This is a genomic window from uncultured Gilvimarinus sp. (assembly GCF_963975215.1).
GTDB lineage: Bacteria > Pseudomonadota > Gammaproteobacteria > Pseudomonadales > Cellvibrionaceae > Gilvimarinus.
The window spans coordinates 55,373-73,590 of record NZ_CAXBFW010000005.1; the positions used below are offsets into that span (position 1 = coordinate 55,373).

16 protein-coding genes are annotated in these 18,218 nt (G+C 55.0%); 14 read left to right on the forward strand and 2 right to left on the reverse strand.

Features of this window, described 5'->3' with window-relative positions; genetic code table 11:
• Window positions 1–66 precede the first annotated feature (66 nt).
• The 4 genes from sodB (at window position 67) to AAC019_RS05375 (ending at window position 3,871) form a co-directional block, all read left to right on the forward strand.
• Entirely contained in the window at window positions 67–648 is a 582-nt protein-coding gene (gene sodB, locus AAC019_RS05360; RefSeq protein WP_339897570.1) for a superoxide dismutase [Fe], read from the forward strand.
• 208 nt (window positions 649–856) lie between these two features.
• Entirely contained in the window at window positions 857–1,648 is a 792-nt protein-coding gene (locus tag AAC019_RS05365; RefSeq protein WP_339897571.1) for a hypothetical protein, read from the forward strand.
• A 156-nt stretch (window positions 1,649–1,804) separates the two neighbouring features.
• Window positions 1,805–3,325, forward strand: a complete 1,521-nt coding sequence (locus AAC019_RS05370) for a fumarate hydratase (RefSeq protein ID WP_339897573.1) — start codon at window positions 1,805–1,807, stop codon at window positions 3,323–3,325.
• Window positions 3,326–3,538: 213 nt separating this feature from the next.
• The gene (locus AAC019_RS05375) at window positions 3,539–3,871 is read left to right on the forward strand and encodes a 4a-hydroxytetrahydrobiopterin dehydratase (RefSeq protein WP_339897574.1); all 333 of its coding nucleotides are present in this window, start codon (window positions 3,539–3,541) and stop codon (window positions 3,869–3,871) included.
• Between the two features lie 28 nt (window positions 3,872–3,899).
• Here AAC019_RS05375 and AAC019_RS05380 read toward each other — a convergent pair whose 3' ends face one another.
• Both AAC019_RS05380 and can read right to left on the reverse strand, forming a co-directional pair.
• Complete coding sequence (locus AAC019_RS05380; RefSeq protein WP_339897575.1) at window positions 3,900–4,625, reverse strand: spermidine synthase; 726 nt, start codon at window positions 4,623–4,625, stop codon at window positions 3,900–3,902.
• Window positions 4,626–4,682: 57 nt separating this feature from the next.
• A complete protein-coding gene (gene can / locus AAC019_RS05385; protein WP_339897577.1) occupies window positions 4,683–5,312 on the reverse strand; it encodes a carbonate dehydratase in 630 nt (209 codons plus the stop codon).
• 100 nt (window positions 5,313–5,412) lie between these two features.
• Here can and sbcB point away from each other — a divergent pair, with 100 nt between their 5' ends.
• The 10 genes from sbcB to AAC019_RS05435 all read left to right on the forward strand — a co-directional run bounded on the left by sbcB (window position 5,413) and on the right by AAC019_RS05435 (window position 18,203).
• Window positions 5,413–6,891: an exodeoxyribonuclease I gene (gene sbcB / locus AAC019_RS05390; RefSeq protein WP_339897578.1), complete on the forward strand. Its 1,479-nt coding sequence runs from the start codon at window positions 5,413–5,415 to the stop codon at window positions 6,889–6,891.
• A gap of 108 nt (window positions 6,892–6,999) precedes the next feature.
• Window positions 7,000–8,892: a methyl-accepting chemotaxis protein gene (locus tag AAC019_RS05395; protein WP_339897580.1), complete on the forward strand. Its 1,893-nt coding sequence runs from the start codon at window positions 7,000–7,002 to the stop codon at window positions 8,890–8,892.
• Window positions 8,893–9,082: 190 nt separating this feature from the next.
• Window positions 9,083–10,303 (forward strand): argininosuccinate synthase, encoded by a 1,221-nt coding sequence (locus tag AAC019_RS05400; RefSeq protein ID WP_339897581.1) that lies wholly within the window; start codon window positions 9,083–9,085, stop codon window positions 10,301–10,303.
• A gap of 230 nt (window positions 10,304–10,533) precedes the next feature.
• Entirely contained in the window at window positions 10,534–11,982 is a 1,449-nt protein-coding gene (gene ccoN, locus AAC019_RS05405; RefSeq protein ID WP_339897582.1) for a cytochrome-c oxidase, cbb3-type subunit I, read from the forward strand.
• 12 nt (window positions 11,983–11,994) lie between these two features.
• On the forward strand, window positions 11,995–12,606 hold the full coding sequence (gene ccoO, locus AAC019_RS05410) for a cytochrome-c oxidase, cbb3-type subunit II (RefSeq protein WP_339897583.1): 612 nt from the start codon (window positions 11,995–11,997) through the stop codon (window positions 12,604–12,606).
• 2 nt (window positions 12,607–12,608) lie between these two features.
• Window positions 12,609–12,818, forward strand: a complete 210-nt coding sequence (locus AAC019_RS05415; RefSeq protein WP_339897584.1) for a cbb3-type cytochrome c oxidase subunit 3 — start codon at window positions 12,609–12,611, stop codon at window positions 12,816–12,818.
• Between the two features lie 2 nt (window positions 12,819–12,820).
• Window positions 12,821–13,726, forward strand: a complete 906-nt coding sequence (gene ccoP, locus AAC019_RS05420) for a cytochrome-c oxidase, cbb3-type subunit III (RefSeq protein ID WP_339897585.1) — start codon at window positions 12,821–12,823, stop codon at window positions 13,724–13,726.
• 92 nt (window positions 13,727–13,818) lie between these two features.
• On the forward strand, window positions 13,819–15,240 hold the full coding sequence (gene ccoG, locus AAC019_RS05425; protein ID WP_339897586.1) for a cytochrome c oxidase accessory protein CcoG: 1,422 nt from the start codon (window positions 13,819–13,821) through the stop codon (window positions 15,238–15,240).
• A 32-nt stretch (window positions 15,241–15,272) separates the two neighbouring features.
• The gene (locus tag AAC019_RS05430; protein WP_339897588.1) at window positions 15,273–15,803 is read left to right on the forward strand and encodes a FixH family protein; all 531 of its coding nucleotides are present in this window, start codon (window positions 15,273–15,275) and stop codon (window positions 15,801–15,803) included.
• Between the two features lie 12 nt (window positions 15,804–15,815).
• A complete protein-coding gene (locus AAC019_RS05435; RefSeq protein ID WP_339897589.1) occupies window positions 15,816–18,203 on the forward strand; it encodes a heavy metal translocating P-type ATPase in 2,388 nt (795 codons plus the stop codon).
• Window positions 18,204–18,218: the final 15 nt, after the last annotated feature.

Sequence of the window (18,218 nt, forward strand, 5' to 3'; positions counted from 1 at the left end):
ACTGGGTAACTTATTACCGAGTGGCTTTTTACCGTGTAACTTTTACCGTGTACCAAGGAGAACGTTATGGCTTTTGAATTACCGGAACTGCCCTACGCAAAAGATGCTCTGGCTCCTCATATCTCAGAGGAAACCTTAGATTTTCACTATGGTAAGCACCACAAAACCTACGTCGATAAGCTCAACGCTGCGGTACCTGGTACCGAGTTTGAAGGCAAGAGCCTGGAAGAAGTGGTTAAGACCTCCTCCGGTGGTGTGTTTAACAACGCCGCTCAAATTTGGAACCACACCTTTTACTGGCACTGCCTGAGCCCCAACGGTGGCGGTGCCGCTACCGGTGATGTGGCCAGCGCGATCGATGCCGCCTTCGGCTCGTTCGACAAATTTAAAGAAGAGTTTACCGCGCAAGCGGTGGGTAACTTCGGCTCTGGCTGGACTTGGTTGGTGAAAAAGGCCGACGGTTCTGTTGCCATTGTTAACACCTCTAATGCCGAAACCCCGTTGACCGACGACTCAGTGACTCCGCTGCTGACCGTTGATGTATGGGAGCACGCTTACTACATCGATTATCGCAACGCACGTCCTAAGTATATGGATGCGTTCTGGGCACTGGTTAACTGGGAATTTGTTAACGCCAACTTTGCCTAAGCTGTTGTAATATAGCGATATGGAGGCGGGTAGGGTTGGCGTTAGCTGATCCTTCCGTACCGCAAAAAAACGTCGGCAATGCCGGCGTTTTTTGTGCGCCGCCGGTTACTTCTTTTTTCGGGTCATAACTGTTATAACCGTTACCCAGTAACCGGTATGATCGCTTTAAGCGCTGCCACGACCCATTGAATTGCCGTATAGGACTATTATGGAACGCAAAGAGCCCACACTGGGGGGCGTTGTCCCCGACCGTGACGAACAGTTGCCCGATGACCAGCCAGCGCCGCGAACCTCTGCCAGCCGTGCCGGCAGCGGCGCTAAGCCAACTCCGCCACCCGCGCCAGAGTCGGGCAGTGGCCCGGGAAAGGTAGCCGTATTGGCATTGATTGTCGCTATCGCGGGTGTGGGTGGCAGTGGCTACTTGATGTGGCAATTAACCGAGTCGCAAAAGTCCCTGGCCGATGCCGAGCACCGCATCGCCGGGCTTGAAACTCGCCTTAATTTAAACTCCGATCAGTCCAGCCAAACGGTTGACGAAATTCAGGACAAGCTGGAGTGGGCTGATTCAGAGATTCGCAAATTGTGGGGTGTTTCGCAGGATACCAACCGCAAAAAAATCACCGCCAACGAAGATGCTTTAGCCGCCTTGAAAAAGCAGGTGAGCAGCGCCGAAAAAAGCGCAACGAACGCCAGTGCCAGCGCAGCCAGCGTGAAGAAAGAGCTGCAAGCGCAGCTCGATAAGTTAACCGCGCAGCTGACCCAGGCCAATAAGACAATGGCCAGGCTTGAATCGGCGCCTGACCGAATTGAAAGCCTCAGCCTTGATGTGCAGCGTGTCTCGCAGCAGCTGCCAGGTATGCGCGATTTGGCCGGCCGGGTTAAAACCAACGAAGAGGCCATTGCCGCCATCGATGCCTACCGCCGCAATATTAATAACGATATTCTGCAGCTTAAGCGGCAAATCAGTAACGCCAGTACCGGGGCCGTAACGGCGCCTTAGCTATTCGGGTTTTATCGCGCTGGCCACGCTCTGTGCACACAACGCGAGGCCAGCGCCCGCTACCTTAGTGAAAGTTTGGCCGTGTGGATCGGTTTAGTTTTAGCGCGGGGATTGGTGTAAAATTACGGGCAAAGATCAAACCCCAGAGATTTTGCTATGACTACCGTGATTAAAGAAGCCGATTTTATCGAGAGCGTCGCCGACGCTCTGCAGTTTATCTCTTACTACCATCCCGTCGATTTTATTCAGGCCGTGCATCAGGCTTACGAGCGCGAGGCAAACCCCGCTGCGAAAGACGCCATGGCGCAAATCTTAATCAACTCGCGCATGTGTGCCATGGGGCACCGTCCCATCTGCCAGGACACAGGTATTGTGACTGTGTTTGTGGAAGTGGGTATGGATGTGCAGTGGGAGGCCAGCCAGGGCTTGACCGATATGGTTAACGAAGGTGTGCGCCGCGCATACAACAACCCTGATAATGTATTGCGCGCCTCGATTCTTGAGGACCCTGATGGTGCGCGTAAAAACACCGGCGACAATACCCCTGCGGTGATTCACTACAACATTGTGCCGGGTAACACAGTCGACGTGCATGTGGCGGCAAAAGGCGGCGGCAGTGAGGCGAAAACTAAGTTTGCCATGCTTAATCCCTCCGACTCAGTCGTCGATTGGGTGCTGGATATGGTGCCAAAAATGGGCGCCGGCTGGTGTCCGCCGGGTATGTTGGGTATTGGGATTGGCGGCACGGCCGAAAAAGCCATGCTGCTGGCCAAAGAGGCGCTGCTGGACCCGGTGGATATCCAGGACTTGCAAGCGCGCGGCGCCGACAACCGCAGCGAAGAGCTGCGCCTTGAGTTGTACGATAAAGTAAACCGTTTAGGGATTGGTGCGCAGGGCCTTGGCGGCCTGACGACTGTACTGGACGTTAAGGTTAAAGATTACCCCACCCACGCGGCCAACAAAGCGGTAGCGATTATCCCCAACTGCGCCGCCACCCGGCACGCTCACTTTACCCTTAAGGGTGATGGGCCGGCGCTGCAAACGCCGCCGTCGCTGGACGATTGGCCGGAGATCAGCTGGGAGGTGTCCGATACGGTACGCCGCGTCAATCTGGATACAGTCACCGCTGAAGACGTTAAGCAGTGGCAGCCGGGCGACACCATTTTATTGTCGGGCAAAATGCTCACCGGGCGCGATGCGGCCCATAAAAAAATGACCGACATGCTCGCCAAAGGTGAACAACTGCCCGTGGATATGACCGGGCGCTTTATTTACTACGTGGGCCCTGTCGACCCGGTGCGCGACGAAGTGGTTGGCCCCGCCGGCCCTACCACGGCTACCCGCATGGATAAATTTACCCGCACCATGCTGGAAGAAACCGGCCTGTTGGGCATGATTGGTAAAGCTGAGCGCGGCCCCGTGGCGATTGAGGCCATCCGCGATAACGAGTCGGTGTACCTGATGGCGGTTGGTGGCGCGGCTTACTTAGTAGCCCAGGCTATTAAGTCGGCTAAGGTGCTGGGCTTCCCGGAGCTGGGCATGGAGGCTATTTACGAGTTTGATGTAAAAGATATGCCGGTTACGGTGGCTGTGGACAGCAAAGGTGAATCGGTGCACAAAACTGGCCCGCAAATGTGGCGCGCCAAAATCGAAGAAGGCGTGGTTAGCGTTAGCTAATAACGCTGCGTTACGTACCTTGCACCCGCTGGCGATACCTGCTGGCGATACCTGCTGGTGGTGCCTACTTGTGGTGTTAAGGTACGTGATTGCGCGGCATGGCTAGTGGTAGTTCACAGCTGGTAATCCGCAGGAACGTCTTGCCGTTTAATGTGTCGCAGTGAGTGTGAAGAGACGCTAACTAATCACCACACGATTGATAGGAGATTGACGATGTCTGCATTACACCAGCAAACCTGCGAAGCCTGTAGCGCCGATGCGCCGAAGCTCACCCAGGCCGAAATAGACCAGCACTTAACCGATGTGCCCAACTGGACGGTAAAAACGGTTGAGGGGATTCCGGTGTTAACCCGGGTGTTTGAATTTAAAAACTTTGCCGAGGCGCTAAGCTTTACCAATCAGGTGGGCGAGCTGGCCGAAGACGTTCAGCATCACCCCAAGCTTGTCACTGAGTATGGCAAAGTCACCGTAGATTGGTGGACTCACAAGATCAAAGGCTTGCACAAAAACGATTTTATTATGGCGGCTAAAACCAGCACACTGTAGCGTGCCTGGGTGGCGTTTGCGCCATTATTTAGCTTTGGTGGGTGTGGGCAATATACACACTGTTGCTTGCCTCAACTTGAGCAAACGGGTTGTAAAAACTCACCAACTCGCTCGTTACTTTGGCAAAAACACTTTCTAGCAGTGCTATAAATTGCGCGTCCGGTGGGTTTTGGCTCCACATGGCAAATACCCCCCCGGGCTTTATTTGCTGCGCCATGGCGCGCAGGTTGTCGCCGGTATAAAAGCCGGCGTTTTCGCTGTTAAGAAATTCGCTGGGGGAGTGGTCAATATCCAGCAGGATGGCGTCGAACAGGGCGCCTGGGGTGTCTGGGTCAAAGCCCAGCTCGGGCTTGGCTAATTCAAAAAAGCTACCCAGTATATAATGGCAGCGGGTGTCGTTATTCAGTGCTTCACCCACCGGCACTAAAGCCTTTTTGTGCCAATCAATGACCGGCGCGAGTGCCTCTACCACTAGCAACCTTGCGATGCGCGGATCTTTTAACGCCGCTTGCGCCGTGTAGCCCAACCCCAGCCCACCCACGACGACCTTAAGCTGTTGCCCGGGTGTGGCTGCAAGCCCTAAATCCGCCAGAGCCACTTCCGCATCGACGAATAAACTCGACATTAAAAACTCGTCGCCAAGTTTTACTTCGTAAATGTAATCGTCCCCGAGCGTTGGGATCAGTCGCCGACGCAGGGAAATTTCTCCCAGGTGTGTCGGTTGGCTGTCGAGCTCGGCAAAAAGGCGGGCCACGTCAAATCCTTGGGCAGCCCGTGGGCTACAGTGTTGTATTGTTAACCGCTGAAGAGCTTATACTAGGCGGTAGCGCTCGCTGATATCGTCCAGCCCCACAATGGGGTCCATCAGGTCGCGAATGATGCCGTCTTTAATGCTGTAGCACCAGCCGTGCAGGGTGAGCTCCTGACCACGCTTCCAGGCGTTTTGCACGATGTTGGTGTGCGCCACATTGGATACCTGTTGCACAACGTTTAGCTCACACAGCCGATCGATACGATCATCTTCATCACTGATGGACTCAAGCTCTTCGCGGTGGGCATAGTAAACATCGCGAATGTTGCGAATCCAGTAGTCGACGATACCGAACTGTTGATTTTGCATCGAGGACTTAACCCCGCCACAGCCGTAATGGCCGGTTACCATAATGTGCTTAACCTTTAGTACATCCACCGCAAACTGCATCACTGACATACAGTTTAGGTCGGTGTGAACCACAAGGTTGGCGACATTGCGATGCACAAACAAATCGCCCGGCATCAAATCGACGATCTGGTTGGCCGGCACCCGGCTATCGGAGCAGCCGATCCAGAGATATTCGGGAGATTGTTGCTGTGACAGTTTAGAAAAAAAATCAGGGTCTTCTGCTTTGATTTTTTCCGCCCAGCGGGCGTTGTTGGCAAAGAGTTCTTCCAGTTTGTTCATTGGGCCCCCTTAAGTTTTTAAGCGACGCCATTATATTTCAATGCGCCGCCAAAGTGTTACAGTTGGGCCATATTTGTTGCAAATACTATAAGGAGTCGCGGTGACAACCACAGCATCTGGGCAAAACACCTTTTATTGGCACGACTACGAAACCTGGGGCGAGGTGCCGGCGGTTGACCGACCCTCACAGTTTGCCGGGGTGCGCACCGATGCCAGTTTAAATGTGATTGGCGAGCCCTTAATGATGTACTGCCGCCCGCCCGAGGATTTGTTGCCCAAGCCCGAGGCGTGTCTGGTGACGGGTATTGCGCCGCAACAGGCACTGGCACAGGGTTTGCCCGAGGCCGAATTTATGGCAAAAATTGCCGCCGAGTTTGCCGTGGCGGGCACCTGTGGGGTGGGTTACAACTCCATTCGCTTTGATGACGAGGTCACCCGCTACGGTTTGTATCGCAATTTTTACGACCCTTACGAGCGCGAGTGGAAAGGCGGTAATTCGCGCTGGGATATTATCGACATGGTGCGTATGACCCGCGCCCTGCGCCCCGAGGGGATCGAGTGGTCCAATTACGACGACGGCACGCCGTGCTTTAAGCTTGAGGCGTTGACGGCCGCTAATAACTTGGAGCACGGCTCAGCGCACGATGCCTTGAGCGATGTGTACGCCACTATTGCGCTGGCGCAGCTTATCAAGCGCCGCCAGCCCAAATTGTTTGATTACGCCTACCGGCTGCGCAACAAGCGCTTTGCCGGGGGGATGATTGATATCGACAGTTTTAAGCCGCTGTTACATATCTCGTCGATGTTTCCGTCCAGCCAGGGCAACTGCGCACTGGTGTTGCCCCTGGCGTTTCACCCGCAAAACAAGAACAGCGTGATTGTCTATAACTTAAGCGCCGCGCCGGATGATTTGTTTGAGCTTGAGGCCGAGGCACTGGCCGAGCGGTTGTTTGTGCGCCGCGATGAGTTGCCCGAGGGGGTAGAGCGGTTGGCCTTAAAAGAGGTACACCTTAATAAATCGCCCATGTTGCTGGCGCCGGCGATGCTCGACGACGCGGCTGCCAAGCGGCTTGGTATCGATAAGGCTCAGGCCGAGACGCACTGGCGCCGCTTTGCCGACATGACACTGGTGGAGTCCACCGCACTGCGGGCCAAACTGGCAAAACTGTATCAGATGAGCCAGTTTGCCGAGCGTACCGACCCCGAGCAAAAGCTCTACGATGGCTTCTTAGACGATCACGATAAACGCTTGCTTGCGCTGGTGCGGCGCAGCAGTGGCGCCGAGCTCGCGGCCTCGGCGCTGGACTTTCACGATGACCGGCTGCCGGAAATCTTATGGCGTTACCGGGCGCGCAACTACCCCGATACTCTTTCACCTGAGGAGCGCCAGCGCTGGCGAGCCTTTTGCCTGCAGCGCCTGACGGACCCCGCGGCCGGTGCTGGCTTGGTTAAGCCGGAGTTTGATCAGCGAGTGAAGGCGTTGTTGGCCGACGATCAGTTGCCGACGGCGAAGCGACAGTTGCTGGCCCAGCTGCAAGAGTACGGCGATACACTGCTGTCAAATGCCGCCGAAGGCTAAAGAAAAGGCAAATATGGACGTTACTACTATATAAGAGGGCGATCTTGACGTGGGGTAACCCTGATTTTCGCCGCTAATAATAATGATTTTCAGCTAAGGTGGGTGTTTATGAGTCTGTCCCTAAGAAAAAAGATAAGTGGCTCGGCTGCGGTAGCCTTGATTGTGGTGGGGTCCGTTGTGGCTTGGCTGGCGTACTCCGCCGCCATGAGTCAAATGGAGCGCAGTATCCATAGTCAGGTTAACGGGATCTCCGGGACATTCTCGCAGTATGTGAGTAGCTGGTTTGCCAGTAAGGGGCGAGCTTTGGAGAGTTTTCCCGGTGAGGCGCTCCCCGAGGATTATGTAACCCACCTTAATCAGGTCAAGCGTGCGGCCGATGTCGATAACGTATTTCTCGGCTTTGAGGATGGCGGCTTGGTCAATGCCAAGCAGTTGGTGTTGCCGGAGGGTAACAACGATCCGCGCATCTGGAGCTGGTACATTAACGCCAAGAAATCTCCCAATCAAACTGTCGTCGAGGACCCGTCGGTCGCCTCGGCAACGGGAAAAAATGTGGTCTCACTGGGGCGTGTGGTGCGCGATGGCAGTGGCCAGGTTATTGGCGTAATCGGCGCCGATGTGGTGCTGGACAGCATTATCGAGCAGTTGCGCAGCATCGATTTACCCGGTGATGGCTCTATGTTTATCGCCAAGCGCAAAGGCACTGTGTTTGCCCATAGCGACCAGGCGCTACTCAATGCCGAGCTCACCTCCATATCCCCCGAGTTAACCGCCAATCACCTGGAGCAGTTAATCCGCCGTGATGAGCTGATTGATTTACTGGAGATTGACGGCGACACCTACCAATTATTTGCCGCCGAGGTGCCAGAGTCCGAGCTGGTGCTGGTGATGATGCTCAATCGCGATGCGCTGGTGGCGCCTGTGCTGGCAAGTCTAACGCAGCAGCTGTTGGTTATCTTGCTGTTGGTGGTTATCAGTATTGTGGCGCTGAGCTGGCTGATTGGCCGGTTGTTTCGGCCCTTGCACCGGGTGTCGGACGCCTTGAGTGAGATTGCCTCGGGCGGTGGAGACTTAACCCGCCGTCTACCCGTTACCTCAAACGATGAAGTCGCCTCGCTCGCTGCCAGCTTTAATCAGTTTGTCGAGCATATGCACGATTTGGTGGAGCATATTCGGCTGCAGGCAACGGAGCTGGATGAGAATGCCACGGCCACGGCGGGCCGGGCCAGTGACTCGGTGCGTGAAATGCTGCATCAGCGCGAGCAAATCGATAGCGTTACCCGGGCGATGAGCGAGATGACGAACGCCACGGGCGAGATTGCCCACCACGCGGAGAACACCGCCAACTCGGTACATGATGTTGTCTCTGGCGCCAAAGACGGCAAAAGGCAGGTGGATGTTACCACTCAGTCGATTAACGCGTTGGCGCAAAAATTGGAGCAGGCCGGCGGGGTTGTGGGCTCGCTGAATGAGCGGGTGCAAGAGATCAACGGGATCCTGGCAACGATTCAGGCAATTGCAGAGCAAACCAATCTGCTGGCACTTAATGCCGCTATTGAGGCGGCGCGGGCCGGAGATCAGGGGCGGGGTTTTGCCGTGGTGGCGGACGAGGTCAGAGTCTTGTCCCAGCGCACCCACGCCAGCACCGAAGAGATTCAGGGGATGATCAGTGCACTGCACGATACCTCAAAAGATGCCGTGACAATCATGGATGATAGCCGGGATCTGGCGGCTGGCAGCGTGGATAACGCCCACCATGCATCGCAGTCGCTGGTTACGATCAACGATGCCGTGGCGGCGATTAGCGCTATGGCGACCCAAATCGCCACTGCCGCAGAAGAGCAAAGCCATGTGGTGCAAGAGGTTATGCAAAACATGCAAACGATCTCGGATGTGGCCGAGCGCTCGCTGGAAGAAGCCGAGCAGGGTCAATCCCGGGCCAAGGTATTAAAAGAACATTCAGAGGCGCTTACTGACAAAGTCTCGACCTTCCGTCTATAGTTTTACCCTGTGAGCTGCGAGTGGGGTGAGGTTATCCACAGCGGTGTTACCCATGTGTTTATCTGTGTAATTGGGTGACATTGGAGTGGGAATTTCTCCAATTTGCGGGTACAATTTCGCCGCGCTGTGTAAGGCGTTTGTAAAACTGAACTGTTTAGCCAGTACGGCTAGCCAATTGCGGGAGTTTTCTATGTCATCCATCAAAAAAGTTGTATTGGCCTATTCTGGGGGGTTGGATACCTCGGTAATCGTGAAGTGGCTGCAAGAAACCTACAACTGTGAGGTGGTGACCTTCACGGCTGACATCGGTCAGGGTGAAGAGGTGGCTCCGGCTCGCGCCAAAGCCGAGGCGCTGGGTGTTAAAGAGATCTATATCGACGATCTGCGTGAAGAGTTTGTCCGCGACTTCGTCTTCCCCATGTTTCGCGCTAATACCATCTACGAAGGCGAGTATCTGTTAGGTACCTCTATCGCCCGCCCGCTGATTGCTAAACGCCTGATCGAGATCGCCAACGAAACCGGCGCCGATGCCATTTCGCACGGCGCCACCGGTAAAGGTAACGATCAGGTGCGTTTTGAGCTGGGTGCCTACGCCCTTAAGCCCGGTATTCAGGTGATTGCGCCCTGGCGCGAGTGGGACTTAACGTCTCGCGAAACCCTGATGGCTTACTGCGAAGAACACAATATTCCGGTGGATTTTTCCAGCAAAAAGAAAAAGTCACCTTACTCCATGGATGCCAACTTGCTGCATATCTCGTACGAGGGCGGCGTGCTGGAAGACCCCTGGACCGAAGCCGAAGAAGATATGTGGCGCTGGAGTGTGTCGCCGGAAAACGCGCCCGACGAGCCAACCTACGTTGACCTTACCTTTGAAAAAGGCGACATCGTTGCTATCGATGGCGAGCGCTTGTCTCCGGCCACGGTATTGGAAAAGCTCAACAAACTCGGTGGCGATAACGGCATCGGTCGCTTAGACATTGTAGAGAACCGCTACGTCGGCATGAAGTCACGCGGCTGTTACGAAACGCCCGGTGGCAGCATTATTTTGAAGGCCCACCGCGCCATTGAATCTATTACGCTCGACCGCGAAGTGGCGCACTTAAAAGACAGCCTAATGCCTAAATACGCCGAGATTATTTACAACGGCTACTGGTGGAGCCCTGAGCGCAAAATGCTGCAAACCGCCATCGACGAGTCTCAGGAGCCGGTTAACGGCGAGGTTCGCGTGAAACTTTATAAAGGTGCGGTGCACGTAGTGGGCCGCCGCTCGGCTGACAGCTTGTTTGATGAAAAAGTTGCCACGTTTGAAGACGATGCCGGCGCTTACGACCAAAAAGATGCCGAAGGCTTTATTAAGCTAAACGCTTTGCGCATGCGTATTGCCGCCAGTAAAGGTCGCAACCTGCTGTAAAATTAATGCACTGGCCCGCCTGTGGTGGGCCAGTGCATTACTGCAATGCCTTAATTTACCCGCGTTGTCATATGCAGTGCTAATGTTTGTACTATAGTTGATGCAAATCAATGTATAAGCACCGTTGGGTGCGTACCTTGCTCAGCACAACAGGCGCTAGTGGGTGAATACCTCACTTCTAATAATACTTATTTAATTAACTGTGTTTTGCCAAATATAGGGAAGATCCTATGAGTAGTAACCTAACAGCGGTGGGTGATCACCCGACTTACGACTATAAAGTCGTGCGTCAGTTCTCGATCATGACAATTGTCTGGGGTATTTTCGGCATGGGGGTCGGTGTGCTAATCGCTGCCCAGTTGTGCTGGCCTGAACTGAACAACTTGTTTCAACCCTTTACTCATTTTGGGCGTTTACGCCCGCTGCATACCAACGCGGTGATTTTTGCGTTTGGTGGCTGTGCCTTGATGGGCACCAGCTTTTATGTGGTACAGCGCACGTGTCAGGCCAAGCTCTGGGGCGGCTGGTTAGTGCCCTTTACCTTTTGGGGCTGGCAGCTAGTGATTGTCTTGGCAGCAATTACATTGCCATTGGGGCTTACCACTACAAAAGAGTATGCCGAGCTCGAGTGGCCCATCGATATCCTTATCACGCTGGTCTGGGTGTCTTACGCATTGGTGTTTTTTGGCACGATTGTTAAGCGCAAAACCTCACACATTTATGTAGCTAACTGGTTTTACGGTGGTTTTATTTTAACCATCGCGGTGTTGCACGTGGTTAACAGTGCTGCGATTCCGGTGAGCTTGTTTAAATCTTACTCGGCCTACGCCGGGGCCGCCGATGCCATGGTGCAGTGGTGGTACGGTCACAATGCCGTGGGTTTCTTTTTGACCGCCGGCTTTTTGGGCATGATGTATTACTTTGTGCCCAAGCAGGCGGGTCGTCCGGTTTACTCTTATCAGCTTTCTATTGTTCACTTCTGGGCGCTGATCTCTATCTATATTTGGGCGGGTGCGCACCACCTGCATTACTCTGCTCTGCCAGATTGGGCTCAGAGCCTGGGTATGGTGATGTCGCTGATTCTGCTGGCCCCCTCCTGGGGCGGCATGATCAACGGTATTATGACCCTGTCGGGCGCCTGGCATAAGCTGCGCACCGATCCAACCCTGCGCTTTTTAGTGGTGTCCTTGTCGTTTTACGGTATGTCGACCTTTGAAGGCCCCATGATGTCGATCAAAACGGTTAACGCCCTTAGCCACAACACCGACTGGACTATCGGCCACGTACACTCAGGCGCTTTGGGTTGGGTGGCGATGATCTCTATCGGTGCGGTGTATCACTTGCTGCCCATCTTGTTTGGCCGCAAAGAGATGTACAGCGTGAAGTGGGTAAACGTGCACTTTTGGCTGGCCACCATCGGCACCGTGCTTTACATCGCGGCCATGTGGGTTAACGGCATTATGCAGGGCTTGATGTGGCGCGCCTTTAACAGTGACGGCACTTTGACCTATAGCTTTATTGAGGCGGTACAGGCCAGCCACAATGGTTATGTGGTGCGCTTTATCGGTGGCGTCTTCTTCCTGTCTGGGATGCTTTTAATGGCCTATAACACCTACCGCACCGCGCAAGCACCGCGCGAGGTGGCGTCAGATAACAGCCCACAAGCGCAAGCGGTTTAAGGAGGCCAATAGATGAAAAACCACGATATCGTCGAGAAAAATATTGGTCTGATGACCGTATTGGTTATTGTAGCCATCAGTTTTGGTGGCTTGGTAGAGATTGTTCCGCAGTTCTTTTTGAAGGAAACCACAGAGCCGGTCGCCGGGCTTAAGCCGCTTGGCCCGCTCGAGCTGGAAGGGCGCGACATTTATATCCGCGAGGGTTGTCACGTCTGCCATACGCAAATGGTACGTCCGCTGCGCGCTGAAGTAGAGCGTTACGGCCATTACTCGGTGGCCGGTGAGAGTGTTTATGAGCATCCGTTTTTGTGGGGCTCTAAGCGCACCGGGCCAGACCTTGCCCGTGTCGGCGGCCGTTACTCGGACGACTGGCATAAAGTGCACCTGTTTAACCCGCGCATTGTTGTGCCAGAGTCAAACATGCCGGAATTCCCGTGGCTGTATGACAACAAGCTGGATGGCAAGCACACCGAAAACAAAATGCGTGCACTGCGTAAAGTTGGGGTTCCCTATACCGACGAAGACATCGAGGGCGCAGGCGATAAAGTTCGTGGCGTAACCGAAATGGACGCGATTGTGGCCTATTTGCAGCAATTGGGTACGCTGCTTAAGGAAAAACGCTAGTTATGGATAAGGGTACCTGGGGCGCCATCAGCACGGTTTTAGTCGCTATTGCATTTGCCGGCGTGTGTTGGTGGGCTTTTGCCCCCAGCCGCCGTAAACGTTTTGACGACGATGCCAATTTGCCCTTTGCCGACGAGCAGGACGACGGCGCCACACAACAAAAAGCAAAAGATAACACCCCATCGACCGATGATGTAGCAAGGCGGAATTGATTATGAGCATTTTTTGGAACCTTTGGATTATCGGCCTGACTTTGACCAACTTAGCTCTGCTTCTTTGGGTGTTGTTGGCCAACCGTAAGGTGGCGGTAAAGGACGATGAAGCGCCTGAGAACCGCACAACAGGACACGTGTACGACGGTATTGAAGAGTATGACAACCCGCTGCCCAGCTGGTGGTTTAAGATGTTTATTGCCACTTTTATCTTCGCCGCGGCTTACTTGGTTATTTATCCGGGGTTGGGTTCTTTTAAAGGCGTCGCCGGTTGGACCTCGCACAATCAGCTAGAGGCCAAGCAGCAAAAAGCCGAGGAGCTTTACTCCGAGCAATTTGGCAAATACAACGCTATGCCCATTGAGGATTTGGCCCGTGACTCAGATGCCATGAAAATGGGGTTGCGGTTGTTCTCCAACAACTGTGCGGTGTGCCATGGTGCGGACGGCGGTGGTAATTTTGGCTTTCCCAATCTGACCGACCACGATTGGTTGTACGGCGGCGAGCCGGCGACTATCAAGCAAACCATTACCGGTGGGCGCAAAGGGGTTATGCCGGCATGGGCACCTATTTTGGGTGAAGATGGTATTCACGAAACAGCCGAATACGTACTGAGCTTAAGCGGTCGTGAGCACGATGCCGAGCTTGCCAAAGCGGGCCAAAAACACTTTGAGCAAAACTGTGTGGCTTGTCATAGTGCCGATGGTAAGGGTATTCAGGCCATGGGTGCTCCTAACCTTACCGACGATATTTGGTTGTACGGTGGCGAGCCGCAAGATATTCGCCAAACCCTTCGCGAAGGGCGTAACGGCGTAATGCCGGCCCAGCAGGAGCTGTTAAAAGAAAGCCGTATTCACTTGCTGGCGGCTTACGTTTACAGCCTGTCACTGCCACTGGACGAGCAGTAATCAGTCATACCGGGGCGCCACCGCCCCGGTTCTCCCAATCTGGCGAAGACCGCCGAGTTTTGGGTAAAAGTCTCTCGCAATGAGGTGCTGCAGTGAGTAAAAAGTCATCGTCGTCCGAGCAATCCACGGACGAGCCTACCATTCGTTACGTCAATCTATACGAAGCCGAAGATAAAGTTTACACCCGCCGTATTACCGGCTTTTACCAAAAACTGCGTCGCTATACCGGGCTGCCGTTAATCGCGGGCTTCGCGCTTATGCCTTGGCTAACCATTGACGGCCGGCCGGCTATGTTGTTTGATTTGGCCGATCGCAAGTTTCATATTCTCTGGACAACCTTCTGGCCCCAAGATGGTATTTACCTCGCCTGGCTGTTGATTATTGCGGCCTTTGCCCTGTTTACCGTGACGGTGTTGGTGGGGCGAGTGTGGTGTGGCTTTACCTGTCCGCAAACGGTGTGGACTCAGATGTTTATCTGGGCCGAGTTTATCTGTCAGGGGGATCGCAACAAACGCATTAAGCTTGATGCAGCGCCCTGGAGCGTGAATAAAGTCATGCGTATTGGGGCCACTCATGCCATTTGGCTACTGATCGCGCTGGTTACCGCCCTCACGTTTGTCGGTTACTTTGTGCCCGTGCGCGAGTTGATTGGTGGTTTATTAAGCTTTGACAGCACTATCCCGGTGGTTTTTTGGGTGGGGTTTTTTACTGTGGCCACCTACACCAATGCCGGCTTTATGCGCCAGCAGGTGTGCAAGTACATGTGCCCCTACGCCCGCTTCCAGTCGGTGATGTATGACTCCGATACCCTAACCGTGTTTTACAACCACATTCGCGGTGAAAAACGCGGCCCCCGTAAAGCCGGAGAAGACTATAAAGCACAGGGCAAGGGCGATTGTATTGATTGCTCCTGGTGCGTTCAGGTCTGCCCGGTGGATATTGATATACGCGATGGCATTCAGGCCGAGTGTATCGATTGTGGCTTGTGTGTAGACGCCTGCAATACCGTGATGGATAAAATGGAATACCCTCGCGGGCTGATCAGTTTTACCACGGAAGATGCCATTAAAGAGGGGAAAACCCGCGTGCTACGGCCGCGTTTTATCGGTTATCTGGTGGTGCTGACCGTAATGATCAGTGTGTTTGTCGGCAATCTGGTACAGCGAACTCCACTGGGCTTAGAGATCCTCCGTGACCGCGGTGTGCGAATGTATAGAATCAGCGGTAAGGATGTGCAAAATGTCTACACCCTAAAGATTAACAACATGGATAATAAGCCCCACCGGTACGACATTAGCTTGAGTGGGGACTTTAATTACCGTCTGCAGGCGTATCGACCACTTGAGGTTGACCCGGGCGAGTTGCTGACCATCCCCGTGCGTGTTGCGGTGCCGCGGGATGAATTGACTGAGGTGAAATCTGAGATCGAGTTTACCCTTACGGCAAAGGACAACCCTACGCTCACAACCACCAACGATACGTCGTTTATTGGCCCGCAGCAGCGAGACTACTAGCGGCTAACGTGTAACCAACAGCAAGAGGCTTTATGACTACAGAGACGAACGTACCGCGCCCCTGGCAAAAAGAGCCTTGGTTTTGGTTTGTAATGACGCCTTTGATTGTCGTGGTGCTTGTGTCGAGCGTTACGGTCACCCTGGCGGTTAAGTTCGCCGACGACACGGTAATTGACAATTACTACAAAGAAGGCCGGATGATTAATCAGAGCCTTGAGCAAGACAAGCGCGCGTTGCAGTGGGGCCTAACCGCCGATATGAGCTGGCGGGCCGAGAGCGGCGAGTTGGTTGTTGCGCTGCACTCAGATACCATTCCGATGCCGGCGAGTTTGTCCGTGTGGCTCGATCACCCGTTCGATGAGCGACAGGACATGTTCTTAGTGTTAGAGCGTCGCGACGACTCGCACTTTAGTGCGCCACTGGTGGCACAGGATACACAGTGGTATGTCACGCTGGCGCCGGAGCAAGCCGAGGCCGAGCGAAGTGCAGCGCCCTGGCGCTTGCGTACCGACGTAAATTTTACCGAGCGCGCCGCGATAAAGCTCGCGCCTGCCGCGCTCTAACGTTTGCCTCCTGTGGCTGACACCACCGCGGAGCCGGTGCTTTGTTTTCACTGCGCCGAGCCCGTTCCCGCAGGCTCTGACTATTGGGTAGAAATAAACGGCGAGAACTGTGCCATGTGCTGCCCCGGTTGCCAGGCGGTGGCCAGTGCCATAGTCGATGGTGGTCTGACACGCTTTTATCAATACCGCACCGAGGCCAGCGAGCGCCCCGACCGGGCCGGGCAGTCAAGCTGGGACATTTACGATCTGGAGGATATCCAGCAGGACTTTGTGGTTCCGCTCGCCGATGGTACGGCGCAAGCCAACCTGTTACTCGAGGGCATCAGTTGCGCGGCCTGCAGCTGGCTTATAGAGACCCATCTGTCGCAGTTTGCCGGCGTTATACAGGTGCGGGTGAATGTCACCAGTTTTCGTACCCAGTTAACCTATAACCCTGAATTGGTGCCTCTGAGTAAGCTGCTGGCCGAATTGCACGCCATTGGTTATCGGCCGCGCCCCGCCACTGACGATCAGCAGCGGGCTCTGGAGGTGCGCGATAACCGGCTTGCTCTGGCACGCCTCGGGGTTGCCGGCTTTGGCATGATGCAGGCGGGTATGGTGGCGGTAGGCTTATACACCGGTGCCAGCGACGAGTGGCAAAGTTTGCTGCGCGGTTTAAGCATGTTACTGACCACGCCGGTGGTGTTGTTTAGCGCCTGGCCCTTTTTTCGTGCAGCCTGGCGCAGTTTAAAAGCCGGCCAGCTGGTGATGGATGTTCCGGTCGCGCTCGCCGTGGGGCTTGGCTATGGCGCCAGTTGCTGGGCGACGTTTACCGGCACCGGCGATGTGTACTTTGAATCCATCGCCATGTTTGTGTTTTTTTTGTTGGTCGGGCGTTACCTGGAGATGCGCGCACGCTATCGGCACCGAATTGGCGGGGCCAACATTGCCCAGTTGTTGCCGTCCGTGGCCAATCGTTGGGAAAGTGGTGAGTGGCGCCAGGTAGCTGCAAAATTGCTGCGCCCGGGGGACAGGATTCGCATCGCGGCGGGGGATACCTTTCCCGCCGATGGCGAGGTAGTGGCCGGAACATCTGGGGTGAATGAGGCGCTTCTGACCGGCGAGTCGGAGCCGGTGAAGAAAAGTACGGGCAGTTTCGTGATTGCCGGTAGTCAAAATAATGAAAGCCCGCTGGAGGTTCGCGTCAGCGCGATAGGCGGACAAACCCAACTGTCTGCTATCGAGCAGTTGGTGGCCCGGGCGCAGGCCGAAAAGCCGCCGCAAATGGCGCTGGCAGACCGCGTGGCCCGATACTTTATTGCCGCCGTGTTATTGGTGTGCACGGCGGTGTATATTGCCTGGAGTATGGTCGCGCCCGAGCGGGCGCTGTGGGTCGCCCTGTCTGTGCTGGTGGTGACTTGCCCCTGTGCACTCGCGCTGGCAATGCCCACCGCCATTACCGCCGCCACAGAGTACTTGCGCCGAACCGGGGTACTGATTACTCGCGGTCATGTGCTAGAGACGCTGACCAAAGTTAACCGCGTGGTGTTTGATAAAACCGGCACCCTCACGTATGGCCAGCTGCGCGTCGCCGAAGTTAAACCCTTGGCCCGTGATGTTGGCCGAGAGCAGTTGTTGGCGCTGTGTGCGGCGCTAGAGCAGGGCAGTAATCACCCTATTGCGCGGGCTTTTAACGACTACCCGCCAACTCAAGCGCTGCAAAACGTACAGCAGGAAACCGGCGGTGGCGTTAGCGGAACCATTGGCGCTGTGGAGTATCGCTTAGGCAACGTCGCCTTTGCAGCAGGCGGCGAAATCCCCGAGCTGCCCCCCGGGCCATACCTATGGTTGTTGCTTACCCAAGCGGAGCAGCCGCTGGCGTTTATTGGTCTGGCGGATCAATTGCGGGAGGAGGCGGCCCGGGTCGTGACATCCCTGATCGCCGGGGGCATCAAGGTTGAGCTGCTCAGTGGCGACACCCCGGCCAATACCGCGCGTTTAGCCGCCCAGGTGGGGATAACCCAGTACGAGGGCGGCGCCTCTCCCGCAGCCAAGCTGGCGCGCTTGCAACAGCGGCAGGCTCAGGGCGATGTAACGCTGATGGTGGGCGACGGTATCAACGATGTGCCGACCCTCTCCGGGGCGGATGTATCCATTGCCATGTCGGGCGCTTCGGATTTGGCCCGCACTCATGCCGATTGTTTGCTGCTACAAGATCACTTACAACCGTTGCTGCTCTGCCTGAGCCGGGCGCGCTCGACTCAGCGCGTGATACGGCAAAACCTTACTCTGTCGCTTGTGTACAATAGTCTGGCGCTGCCCCTTGCCGCGCTAGGCTTGGTGCCGCCCTGGGCGGCGGCGCTAGGGATGACGGCCAGCTCGCTACTGGTGGTGTTTAATGCTCTGCGGTTAACGCGCTGACGATTTACAGGAGAC

Coding starts and splice junctions, on each gene's coding strand:
- sodB (WP_339897570.1), top strand. CDS start 67: ATGGCTTTTGAATTACCGGAACTGCCCTACGCAAAAGATGCTCTGGCT.
- AAC019_RS05365 (WP_339897571.1), top strand. CDS start 857: ATGGAACGCAAAGAGCCCACACTGGGGGGCGTTGTCCCCGACCGTGAC.
- AAC019_RS05370 (WP_339897573.1), top strand. CDS start 1,805: ATGACTACCGTGATTAAAGAAGCCGATTTTATCGAGAGCGTCGCCGAC.
- AAC019_RS05375 (WP_339897574.1), top strand. CDS start 3,539: ATGTCTGCATTACACCAGCAAACCTGCGAAGCCTGTAGCGCCGATGCG.
- can (WP_339897577.1), bottom strand. CDS start 5,312: ATGAACAAACTGGAAGAACTCTTTGCCAACAACGCCCGCTGGGCGGAA.
- AAC019_RS05395 (WP_339897580.1), top strand. CDS start 7,000: ATGAGTCTGTCCCTAAGAAAAAAGATAAGTGGCTCGGCTGCGGTAGCC.
- AAC019_RS05400 (WP_339897581.1), top strand. CDS start 9,083: ATGTCATCCATCAAAAAAGTTGTATTGGCCTATTCTGGGGGGTTGGAT.
- ccoN (WP_339897582.1), top strand. CDS start 10,534: ATGAGTAGTAACCTAACAGCGGTGGGTGATCACCCGACTTACGACTAT.
- ccoO (WP_339897583.1), top strand. CDS start 11,995: ATGAAAAACCACGATATCGTCGAGAAAAATATTGGTCTGATGACCGTA.
- AAC019_RS05415 (WP_339897584.1), top strand. CDS start 12,609: ATGGATAAGGGTACCTGGGGCGCCATCAGCACGGTTTTAGTCGCTATT.
- ccoP (WP_339897585.1), top strand. CDS start 12,821: ATGAGCATTTTTTGGAACCTTTGGATTATCGGCCTGACTTTGACCAAC.
- AAC019_RS05430 (WP_339897588.1), top strand. CDS start 15,273: ATGACTACAGAGACGAACGTACCGCGCCCCTGGCAAAAAGAGCCTTGG.